The sequence below is a fragment of the Crocinitomicaceae bacterium genome, assembly GCA_016708105.1.
Classification (GTDB): domain Bacteria; phylum Bacteroidota; class Bacteroidia; order Flavobacteriales_D; family Crocinitomicaceae; genus JADJGJ01.
The window spans coordinates 2488721-2501128 of record JADJGJ010000001.1 but is presented as its reverse complement, the minus strand read 5'-3'; the positions used below and the strand labels follow the sequence as shown (position 1 = coordinate 2501128).

Annotated in this window: 5 protein-coding genes; 2 read left to right on the top strand and 3 right to left on the bottom strand. The window is 41.2% G+C overall.

From position 1 onward, the window contains the following. The first annotated feature begins 218 nt into the window (after positions 1 to 218). Positions 219 to 599, top strand: a complete 381-nt coding sequence (locus IPH66_10975) for a hypothetical protein (GenBank protein MBK7129872.1) — start codon at positions 219 to 221, stop codon at positions 597 to 599. A gap of 153 nt (positions 600 to 752) precedes the next feature. After that, complete coding sequence (locus tag IPH66_10970) at positions 753 to 1823, top strand: Omp28-related outer membrane protein (protein ID MBK7129871.1); 1071 nt, start codon at positions 753 to 755, stop codon at positions 1821 to 1823. Between the two features lie 17 nt (positions 1824 to 1840). On the opposite strand, the gene IPH66_10965 is transcribed toward IPH66_10970, so the two are convergent. The 3 genes from IPH66_10965 to IPH66_10955 form a co-directional block, all read right to left on the bottom strand. Next, complete coding sequence (locus IPH66_10965) at positions 1841 to 6106, bottom strand: gliding motility-associated C-terminal domain-containing protein (GenBank protein ID MBK7129870.1); 4266 nt, start codon at positions 6104 to 6106, stop codon at positions 1841 to 1843. Positions 6107 to 6432: 326 nt separating this feature from the next. After that, complete coding sequence (locus tag IPH66_10960; protein ID MBK7129869.1) at positions 6433 to 11817, bottom strand: gliding motility-associated C-terminal domain-containing protein; 5385 nt, start codon at positions 11815 to 11817, stop codon at positions 6433 to 6435. Between the two features lie 18 nt (positions 11818 to 11835). Then, on the bottom strand, positions 11836 to 12336 hold the full coding sequence (locus tag IPH66_10955; GenBank protein ID MBK7129868.1) for a hypothetical protein: 501 nt from the start codon (positions 12334 to 12336) through the stop codon (positions 11836 to 11838). Positions 12337 to 12408 lie beyond the last annotated feature (72 nt).

Sequence of the window (12408 nt, the reverse complement as noted above, 5' to 3'; positions counted from 1 at the left end):
ATATTGAGCAAGTTGTTGCTGATTTTGCATGGGGTTTAATTAACGATGCCTGTTTATAACGATTTCCTCTTGGCCTGGTCTCAATCCATTAAGCAGGTTATAGCTGCCAACTTATATGGATTGAGCATGACTTCTGTCAAGCCTATGAATGCGATTTAGCATAGTTATCATGATAATATTTTACGAATCTTACCAAGGCAATTATAATATTGAACGGTATGAAAACTGAAAAAAAAATAGGGATTTATATGGATCATTCCCATGCCCATTTCATCAGCTTTGAAAAAAGTGAATTGAAAGATTTTGTTATCCATAGAGAAGTGATGGATGAATCTCCCAATCGCAGCACAATTAAACCGGCTGATCAACTCATGAAAAAAGAGCAAGCTCACCAAAAAAAATATTTTGAAATGATTGCATCTGAACTCAAAGAGTTTAGTGATGTTTTGCTCTTTGGTCCCACAGATGCTAAAATTGAATTTCTTCATACTATAAGAGAAAAGAAAAATTTTAACGGTATCAAATTTGAAACAAAAAATTCAGATAAATTGACAGACAAACAACAAGTAGCTTTTGTGAAAAAACACTTTGGCGTATGAAGTTTAGTAATTTGCAAATACTTTTTAGTCAGCTTACTGCATACTATAATGCTCGTGAAATGGCTATAGAGGGTGCTTTCTAAATGATCAAAATTTTTATTCAATCATGGTTTGAATAACGTAATGACGAAGCAATAATTTTAAGTGGTTATAATGAAAAATAAACTTTATCTCTTGGTGGCATTTAGCATCTGCTATGTTCAGTCGTATGCCCAAACTTCAGATCAGAAATGCGTGATAGAAAGATTCACGGGTGCGTGGGTTGGCTGGGAACCTGATGCTTCAGTCATCCTGGAAGATATTTTGCAGACTTATCCAAACGCAATTCCGGTAGCTGTTCACTATGATGATGATTTACAGATAACTGATGGTGTGATTTTGCAGAATTTCTACACGAGTGGCTATCCAAGAGCAACCATGAATAGGCTTGACGCCGCAATTACCAGAGAAAATTGGGAAACTGAAGTTGATGCTGTTTTGTCTGGTGTCAGTTCGGCAACAGTTAGTTTTGATTCAGTGTGGTATCAGCCATCAACCAGACAATTGGATGTAATTGTCAAAGTGGATTTCACAGGAAACGAATCGGGTGCCATGCGATTGAATTGCATCGTTGTTGAAGACAGTGTCAATGGTAGTGGATTTGGATATAATCAGGTAAATTATGATAACGGTACGGTTGGTCACCCTTACTACGCGGCAGGTAACCCAATTATCAACTATACGCACAGATTTGTAGCCCGTGCCTATTTGGGCGGTGCTTGGGGAACACCCGGCATCATACCAACTTCAGTCAGCGCAGGTAATTCGTACCAATATCACTACACGTACATCATCCCTGCGGAATTTGATGAAAACCAGATTTCGCTTGTCGGTATTGTTTCAAAATTTGATGGTAGCAGTGTCACTTCACGTTACATTATCAACGCGGAAACTTTTGATATTGACAATGCAGTTATTAATGATCTCAGTATTGAAAATGAAAAAGTAGTAGATTTTATTCTTTTTCCGAATCCGTGTAATACCTTTCTCACCGTTCGTTTGAATGAACTAACCACTGTACAAGAAATGACCATTTTTTCTGCAGACGGAAAGTTAGTCCTGTCAATCAGTATTGAACCGGATTCAAATTTAGAATTCACCTTTTCGATTCATGATCTTGAACCCGGCTCCTACATCATCAGATGCGGCTCGGCGTTCCGCCACTTTATCAAAGTACACAAATAAAGTCAGTGACCAGATTATTATTTCAATACCGTGACATGTCCTCTGTGTGTGTGTCGTTTGTCTGACATATTTTCTTTGAATTCAATTTGCCAAATATATACTCCGTCTTGTACTAATCCTTGGTCAGAATAAGTTCCATCCCATCCATACTCAGCATTGTATGATTCAAAAACAATTTCACCCCAACGATTGAAGATGGTTAAGTGATAATCAAACGGATCATAACCTGATGTGAATACGGGTTTAAACACTTCATTGAAATCATCATGATCAGGCGTGAATACGTTTGGTACGTAGAAAATAATTACATCCTGAATGATGACTAATTGTTGTGCAGTATCAGGACACATACCACCATTGTAAGCAACTAATGTTACCAAATATTGATTAGGTGCAACCGGATAAATATGAGTAGGATTAATTAAATAAACCGCCGGTGTGGTATCACCAAAATCCCACATATACCCATCTGCGTTGTCTGACATGTTGATGAATTCTACATCTGTATCATCAATATCTATGATTTGCGGCGCAAAGGTAAATGCTGCTTCTGCTTGTTCATAAACGGTGATATAATCACTGATAGTTGCTGTGCCATAGCATCCGTCTGCAGTGGTAACCTCTAGCGTTACATCAAATACTCCTGCCGGGAAAATGGATGTAACCGTTCCGCAGCCATAAGCACCAAGTCCGTTACCAAAATCCCATACACAGTTTTGTCCGGGTATATTGGTAGTGTTGATGAAATTAGTGGTGAAAGGTGAACATCCTGAAAGTGAATCTGCATAAAATGAAACGATAGGATTTGGATGAATGCTAATGACAAATGTTGCCGGATTACCCACGCATCCGTTTGGAGATGTTGGTGTAACTGAAACGGTCACATCAATATCAGCGCCGGAAGAATTTTGTGCAAGGAAAATTGGAATATTTCCACTTCCGCTTAATCCAAATCCAACATCAATGCCTGTTACGTTTGTCCAGTTGAATGTTGAACCAGCAATGTCTGCACCAAATCCTTGTACACTCAAATTAACTCCATCACAAATTTCTTGATCTACTAATGTGTTCATCACCGGCACCGGATAATTAGAAATTGTAGCATTACCTGTTACCAGATTTGTACATCCGTTTCCATCAGTAACGCTAACCAAATCATAAGATCCAACTGCAGCACCTGATATAATGTACGGTGTAGTTGTTGCTGTAACTGTAGTTGGATTACCATTGTAATTATACGTGATATCCCAGTTGGCAATTCCTGAATTTAAATTCATCGTGATATCTGGCAATGCAGCTCCCGGACAAATCGAAGTTGTTCCTGAAATACTCGCTGTTGGCAATTCAAAAATCGTGATGTCATCATTGTATGTTGCCAATGCACATCCTGTAACATTCACGGTGTTGGTTACGGTATATGTGCCCGGAGTACTTGCACTCACATCAACTACGCCTGTTCCCGCATTGATACTTAACCCAACCGGGGCTGATGTAAATACTCCGCCCGTACCTCCGCCAACAAATGTTGGTGATGGATCAATGGCGTTTGCACAATAGGTTGCAAAAGTGAAATCTGCGATGGGGTTATCTGTGATAGTTAAATTCAAGGTGCTTGTTTGTGGACACAATGAACCGGGTGCACCTGCCGTATTATATGTGATCGCATAGGTTCCTAAATCACTTGTTAGCAAGGTAATTCCTCCTGTGCTTGTATTCAAATTTAACGTAGGTCCTCCGCTGATAACGGTGTAAGAAAAAGTTCCGCCCGCCATACCTGTAACGCTGGCGGTTGGATCAGTACCTGTTTGACAATACGTAAGTCCCATTGGGTAAACATAAGATGGATCATCTAATGGATTAACTGTAACAATTACTTGATCACTATTTACGCAAAGGTTTGCATCTGTCCCGGTAACTGTATAGGTAGTTGTGGAGGTTGGATTGAAAGGTACGCCATCTGTTACTCCATTGTCCCAACTGTAAACTCCGCCAACTCCGGCACCGCTTCCATTCAGCGTGACAGGGTCACCGGTGCAAATGGTTTGATCTGCTCCTGCATTGACAGTCGGTAAAGGGAACACAGTTACAACTGCCTGATCAGTATTCTGACAGTTGTTGGCATCAATACCTGTTACGGTATAAGTGGTTGTAGCCGCAGGTACAAAAGATACTCCGTTTACTGCGCCGTTATCCCAGTTATAAGTTACAGCACCTGTTCCGTTCAATGTCACAGGATCTCCGGCGCAAACTGCTTGGTCAGGTCCTGCGCCAACGTTTGGTAAAGGGTTTACTGTAACTACAACTTGGTCAGTTCCACTGCAGCCGTTTATATCTGTTCCGGTAACGGTATAGGTGAGTGTTGAAGCTGGCGTAAATGCAACTCCATTTGTTACTCCGTTGTCCCAAACATAAGTTCCTCCAACTCCTGCACCGGTTGCGTTCAATGTTACACTGGTGCCTGCGCAAACAGTTTGATCAGCGCCTGCGTTGATTGGTGGTGCTGCAAAAAATGGTCCGCCTGTTACAGTGTAAGGACATCCGTTTCCGTCATTCACGGTGAATGAATAATTATCATTGAAATTTAATCCTGTGATTGTGATAGTACCCCCATCCGGTGCAGTGGTGTTTGAAAAGGATGCAGTTAATGGAAGTAAATTACTTACCGTAAAATTTGAACCATTCACCGCAGGTAAGCCTCCGTTTAAGGTTACAGTAGCTGATGTTGTTGCGCAATCTTCAGTTATTGTATAAGTGAATTCTGGAAGATATTGTACTGCATACGGCGCACCTAATTCATAACATGGCATGCTGGTATTTACATAACTGTATGTACCGTTGCTCATGCTGTACATGGTGATAGGTACGTAATAAATTGTATTGTTTGTAAATGTTCCGGCAGGGAATGAATTAATCATGCCCATATCATTCAAATCTGATAAATTAAAATCACTCACCAATCCTAAAAAACATGGATCATCAGGTACATTATTTACAAGATCAGGTACAAGTGCAACGGTTGGTGGACAAGAATAAATTAACCATGAAACGCCAGGGTCATAAGGTGGTCCCGGGGGGGCAAACATTTCATCCGGTGCATCATAATCATTGTTTGAGTTGATGTCAATCTGATCTCCATAACACAAAACATAATTGTTCGTACTTGAACCGGTAATATTTGCCGTAAAAGTTCCTATGTCAACGTTGCAAGCACATGAAGGTGGAGCAGTTGAATTAATTGTACTGGTACACGCCGGATTTGATGAAAAGAAGGTGGTAATTGTAATTGGATTTCCGTTGGAAGGAATTCCATTGATGGTATAGTTGTCAGGACTTGTGAATGGAGGAGGAATCACCGTTGTGTAAAGTGTTCCACCGTTATCTACTTGCACTACTAAATTTCCACCTGCCGGAGGCGATGTGTATGTCACTGTTCCGGTAACATCAAACGTATTGTCCGGTTCACATGCACCAAGATTTGCGGTGAAGTTATCAATGTTGCACACGCAAATGGGTGCGGTATAATTTATTGTTTGAGTGCATGAAGGATCAGCAGTAAAATAGGCCGTGATATCACAGGCTGCACCGTTTGCATTTTGTCCGGTTAAGGTATAGTTGATGGGTGAGGTGAATGGTGCATTAAATACTTGTTGAACTCCATTACAATCTTCAACGATAAGTTGTCCTGATACGGGTGCACCAGAAAAAGTAACCTGACCGGTAGTTGTATAAGTGTTTAAACCCGCAACGCATGCTCCAACAGTAGCGGTAAGGTTGGTGATAGAACACGTTGTTGGTGAACCGCAGTCTATAACCCAACCTGAACTACATCCGGTGTTTGTAAGAATTACTTGTGTGAATGGAATAGTAGAACAAACCGTAATTCCACATGTACCATACCAACCTGTACCGCAATTGTACGGTCCAATAACTGTTCCGCTTACACCGCAATTAACACCGGTAATGGTAAGTACTCCTCCGGTATTAGTTGTGATGGTTGCATAGTCATCGGTGTTAACTGCTGTATAGGCAAGTGATAGACATGTTACGGGTGCTCCAACAACTGTTGAAATCAATTGTCCACCGCAGGATGCTCCATCCCAGTATGCAGGTCCTGCACCAAGTGTTCCCGGAACATTGGCTCCACAACCTGGATCAGGATCTGTATACCCTGAAATCAATACACTACCGGTTGTTGTATAATTGCCGCAGTCGTTTGGTGAAGTTTGTCCGTATGATGCACTTAGCACCAAAATTCCAAGTAAGCTAAAGACTAATTTTTTCATTGGATCGGTTTTTTTCATTTCTCCTTCTCATGATAACTCACAGAATTTTATTTCAAATTTCGTTCTTGTTATTCTTTTAAAAAGGAATTTATTGTTCGCCTGATACGTTTAGATACCCTGTCTGAACTTCACCAAGTTAACGAAATTTTGTGGTTCGGGTTGCTTTAGGTGATTAACTGAATCTGAATAGCTGTGTTTTTTTACTTATGACATCACGTTGTACTTACAGTATTCATGAGGCTTCCAACAGTTTGAACATATCATGTTAAAAAAAAACGCACGACCATTTTTTGATCGTGCGTTTTTGAAAAAACTAAATGCTTAATTTATTTCAAAACAGTAACGTGTCCTCGGTGAGTATGCCGCCTGTCTGACATGGTTTCTTTGAACTCAATCTGCCAAACATAAACTCCGTCTTGTACTAAACCCTGGTCAGAATATGTGCCGTCCCAACCATACTGTGCATCGTATGATTCAAACACAATTTCTCCCCAACGGTTGAAAATGGTTAAGTGATAATCAAACGGATCATAACCTGATGTGAAAATAGGTTTGAAAACTTCATTGAATTCATCATGATCTGGCGTGAACACATTGGGTACGTAGAAAATAATTACATCTTGTATGATGATAAGCTGTTGAGCTGTATCTGCGCACAATCCATTATTATTAGATGCAATCAATGTTGCAAGATATGAGTTTGGAACTTCAGGATAAATGTGTGTTGGATTTAATATAAAAACCGCCGGTGTTGTATCACCAAAATCCCATTCATACAAATCTGCATTACTTGATAAATTTGTGAATTCTACCTCAGTATCACCAATATCTAAAATTTGAGGAGAGAACGTGAAAGCCGCTTCCGGCGTGTCATACACGGTGATGTAATTTGTTTCGGTGAATGATCCAAAACATCCATCTGCAGTAGTAACATTTAACGTGACAGAATAAGTGCCGGAATTATATACAACAGATGCTCCGCCGCAACCGGCAGCAGTAATTCCATTACCTAAATCCCAGGTGCAGTTTTGACCAAGTATACTAGATGTATTCGTGAAATTAACTGCAAATGGTGAGCAGCCGGTCAACGTATCTGCCATGAATGATACGATAGGATTTGCGTGAATGGTAATCACAAAAGTTTCAGGTAATCCAACGCATCCATTTGGTGATGTTGGTGTAACAGAAATGGTGACAGAAATGTCTGAACCGGTTCCGTTTGTTGCCAAGAAGTTTGGAATATTTCCTGTTCCGCTCAATCCAAATCCAACGTCTGTTCCAGTAACATTTACCCAATCAAATGTTGACCCTGCAATGTCAGCACCAAAGCTTTGTACAGCAAGATTTAATCCTTCACAAATTTCCTGATCATTCAGTGAATTCATTACGGGAACCGGATAGGTACCAATAGTTACACTTCCCGATGCGGTATTGGTGCATCCGTTTCCATCAGTGACTGATACTAATGAATAGGTTCCAACAGCAGCACTTGAAATGGTGTATGGACTTGAAGTAGCGGTAACGTTTACCGGAGCGCCATTAAAATTATAAGTTAGATCCCAGTTAGCAACACCTGCTGTTAGATTGATTGTAACATCAGGCAATGCAGCGCCGGGACATATTGTGGCGTTACCTGTGATATTTGCGTTTGGTAATCCGTTTACGGTGATATCGTCATCATACGTTGCAAGTGCACAGCCTGCAATATTAATTGTGTTTGTCACGGTATACGTACCAGGTGTAGTTGCACTCAAATCAACAAGACCGGTTGCGGGGTTGATTGATAATCCTCCCGGAGATGCTGAGAATATTCCACCACTGCCTCCGTTAATAAATGTTGGTGAAGGATCTATATCGTTGGCACAATAAACATCTAATGTAAAATCTGCAACTGGCGCATCAGTGATGGTAAGATTCAATGTTGAAGTCTGAGGACACAAAGAACCGGGTGCACCTGTAGTATTATAGGTAATAGCAAAAGTTCCAAGATCACTCGTGCTCAAATCAATAAAACCGGTTGTGGTGTTAATATCAAGGAATGGACCACCGGAAACTACCGAGTATGAAAAGGTACCTCCCGCTAATCCGGTAACGTTTGGAGTTGGATCAGTTGAAGTCTGACAATATGTTAAACCACTTGGATAGACAAAAGCAGGATCATCTAATGGATTTACTGTAACCGTAACCTGATCAGTAGCTGTGCACAAATTTGCGTCAGTGCCCGTCACAGTATATGTTGTTGTTGCAGCAGGGTTAAAAGATACCCCGTCAACAACTCCATTATCCCATGCATATACTCCACCAACACCTGCTCCTGACCCGCTCAACGTGACTGGATCACCAAGACAAATGGTTTGATCAGGACCTGCGTTCACTAGTGGAATTGGGTTCACAGTTACCGTAACCTGATCTGTATTTTGACAAAGGTTAGCATCTGTACCGGTTACAGTATAAGTTGTTGTTCCCGCAGGAGTAAAAGGAACTCCGTTAGTTACTCCATTATCCCAGCTGTATGATGTTCCACCTGTACCGGTAAGTGTTACTAATTCACCGGCGCAAATATTCATATCAACGCCCGCATTAATTATTGGAAGTGGATTTACCGTGACAACGACTTGATCCGTATTTTCACATAAATTTACATCCGTTCCTATCACTGTATAAGTTAATGTGGAAGATGGATTGAAGGCTACGCCATTGGTCACCCCGTTATCCCATGCATAATTTCCACCTACACCTGCACCTGAACCTGAAAGTGTAACCGGATCTCCGTCACAAATTGTTTGATCAGGTCCGGCATTGATATTTGGTAGTGGGTTCACCGTTAAAGTAAAATTGATAGGCGTTCCAACACATGAACCTGCTGTTGGTGTTACTGTGATGGTTCCTGAAATGGCTGCACCACCAACTGTTGTACCTGTACTATTAAATGCAGCAATATTGCCGATACCTGAAGCGCCAAGACCAATGCTGGTATTTGAGTTTGCCCAATTGAATACTGAACCTGCGCTGCCAGTAAATGTAATAGCCGTGAATGCATCATTTTGACAAACGGTTTGATTGGAAACAGGATTCACACTTGGAGTTGAAGCTATATTCACAACAAAAGTGGTATTGTCTGCACAAGGTCCAGGTGTAGTATAAGTGATTGTATAGGTACCCGGTGTTGAAGTTGCTGGTGTAATTTGTCCTGTTCCTGCGTTAATGGTTAATCCCGCCGGTGATGATGAAAAGGTTCCGCCTGGCACTCCTGTAATTAGTGGGTTTGATGGACCTTCCGCAGTACAATATGATGCAGATGGATAAGTGAATGACGGATCTTGAAGTGGAGGAAATGGTCCACCTGAAATGGTATATGGACATCCATTTCCATCTGTAACTGTGAACGACCAATTATCTCCTCCATTGAGGTTGTTGATCACAAATGTTCCGTTATTTGGAGTTGTGGTATTAGCAAAACTTGCGGTGCCCGGCAATAAATTGCTTGCCGTAAAATTGGATCCATCCACTTCAGGAAGTCCGCCGGAAACTGTGATTGTCGCATTGCCGGTATTACAATCTTCTGTGATGTTGAAATTGAATTCAGGTAAGTATTGAACTGCATACGGTGCTCCTAATTCATAACATGGCATGGTGGTATTTACGTAACTGTATGTTCCACTAGATATGGAATACATGGTGATAGGAACATAATAAATAATATTGTCAGTGAATGTTCCGGGAGGAAATGCATTAATCATTCCCATATCATTCAAATCGTACAAATCAAAATCACTTACTAATCCTAAAAAGCAAGGATCGTCCGGTACATTGTCAATTGGGTCAGGTACCAGCGCAACGGTTGGCGGGCAAGAATAAATTAACCAAGAAACACCTGGATCATAAGGTGGTCCGGGAGGTGCAAATTGTTCTGCCGGTGGAGTATAATCATTATTGGATGTGATATCAATTTCATCACCATAACACAGAACATAATTATTGGTACTTGATCCGGTAATGGTTGTAGTGAATGTTCCTATATCTACTCCGCATGCACATGATGGGGGAGCAGTTGAATTGATGGAGCTGCTGCATGATGGATCATTACTGAAAAAAGTTGTGATCGTAAATGCTGATCCATCTGCCGGAATACCGGCGATAGTGTAGTTATCAGGACTTGTGAAAGGGGCAGGAATAGTAGTAGTGTAAGTTGAAGTTCCATTGTCAACTTCAACAACCAAAGTACCACCGGCTGGTGGAGACGAATAGGTTACTGTTCCAGTAATTTCAAAAGTATTGTTAGATAAGCAAGCTCCAATGTTAGCAGTAAAGTTGTCAATATTGCACAAACAAACAGGTGCTGTGTAGTTGATGGTTTGTGTACATGCAGGGTCTGCCGTGAAATAGACGGTGACATCACACGCTGCGCCATTTGCTGTTTGATTAGAGAGCGTGTAATTGGCAGGTGATAAAAAAGGTGCATTAAAAACATGTTGCACTCCATTGCAATCTTCAACAATCAATTGTCCACCTGCCGGAGGATTAGTGAAGAATACTTGACCGGTTGTTGTGTAAGTGTTTGGGCCAACAACGCATGCACCCACGTTGGCAGTGAAGTTGTCTATGCTGCATGGAGCACTGCAGTCAATTACTTGAATAGTTGTTGAAGATACTGCTTGACACGGAGGTTGTCCAATAGAGTAATTGATAGTATGTGTTCCAACTCCCGCGGCAGCCGGATTAAAAATTCCATCAATGGAAATTCCCGGGCCGGTCCAATCGCCACCCATATTCACAGCAGTAACCTGAAAAGCAGGATCAGTTGTACACATAACGCCGACTGGGTTTATGGTAGGATCAGGAGGCCCTGTTTGCGCAGCAGGTGGGTTTGCTAGATCCATAGTGAATGATGTTGAAGCGCCGCTCCAGTTTTCTACTACAATCATTAAAACATCACCTGCAACTACGTTAGGCGAAGGTACTGATGATGTACAAGGAAATGCGGTACCAAACTGATTACAACCATTAGAAAAATCAGCATAGTTACAACCAATTTCATTACCAACGTTATCAATGGCAACGCAAGGGTCAGTTGAAGGTGGTACATCAAAAATGGCAACATCAAGAAAGCCGGTAGCAGCATCACCATCAATCAATAATTCAAGCGGACCACTCTGTGTAATGTATAAAACAATATATGCGTAATCAGGACCAAAAAAGTCAAGACATGAACTTACCGGAGCACCCGGCGTGTTGAATCCAAATGGCCCTGCAATACCGGGGGTGCAAATGGTAATATCCGTATTACATCCATTGCCTGATTGAATGGGTGGTGTACAAGTAATTTCTACATCAACGCAAGAACCGGAGGATGAGCATGGATATTCGTCAAGAAGTAAATTCACAACACCAGTATAGGTTGCATTCCATGTAATGGTAGACTGTGTTCCACAATCATCATCGTTATATCCAAGTACGGTTGTACCGGCTGCATTGTATAGTGTTAATTCAGTATCTGTAAATAATGTTCCTCCACAGGTGGTGAATGTGTAGTCATTTCCTGCAACTACGCTTACGGTTACATAATCACCGGGCATCATGCAGCCTATGTTCATAGTGCCGGGACAAGCTGGTGGTGTAGCGTCAATATAGAATGAGTTGTTGAATGCGCATTGTGACCAGCTTACAAGATTGGTTAATCCGGCCAGTAGTATGATTGCTGTTTTTTTCATGGTTCTGTTCAGATTAAATTAGTCTACAATGGTATATCGTTCTGGCATGGAAAGAATAATATCTTGCCGCTCTTTAGGCAGACGATTGAACTCTTCTCTTGTAAGGGTTGTCTTCACCGGATCTGCTCCAGTTTCTTGTTTTTCTACTTGCTCTTTTTTCCACTCTTCCAGCTTCACTTTATACTCCTCATCAGTCAAATTACCTTGTTCAGGTTTGCCTTGCTCATCAGCATATTCAACTGATTCAACATAATTATGCAAGGTCTCTAGTTTACCGTCAATGTATTTGATGAGTCCTTCAACTCGCGCAATTTCAGCAGGATCTGAATTTGGATCTGCTTTTAGTTCTTGTAAACGAATGACAAGATTGTTGCGTTTCCCATCTAACCGAGTTATTTCTGCATAGGGATCTGGTTTTTCAAATGCTTTTGATAAAACCGGTGCAGGATTAGCTTGTTCTTGTGCATGCATCATATTGGCAAACACAATAAAAGGCAGAATGAGAAATAATTTTTTCATAGTAATACATTAAACAGCTTCATTGGCGCATCGCTTGTCTAGTAAATTAATGACAGCCATGTTGCTCAAGTA

Excerpts from the sequence above, each read along its gene's own strand:
- IPH66_10955 (MBK7129868.1), bottom strand. The coding sequence starts at position 12,336 with ATGAAAAAATTATTTCTCATTCTGCCTTTTATTGTGTTTGCCAATATG.
- IPH66_10970 (MBK7129871.1), top strand. The coding sequence starts at position 753 with ATGAAAAATAAACTTTATCTCTTGGTGGCATTTAGCATCTGCTATGTT.
- IPH66_10975 (MBK7129872.1), top strand. The coding sequence starts at position 219 with ATGAAAACTGAAAAAAAAATAGGGATTTATATGGATCATTCCCATGCC.
- IPH66_10965 (MBK7129870.1), bottom strand. The coding sequence starts at position 6,106 with ATGAAAAAATTAGTCTTTAGCTTACTTGGAATTTTGGTGCTAAGTGCA.
- IPH66_10960 (MBK7129869.1), bottom strand. The coding sequence starts at position 11,817 with ATGAAAAAAACAGCAATCATACTACTGGCCGGATTAACCAATCTTGTA.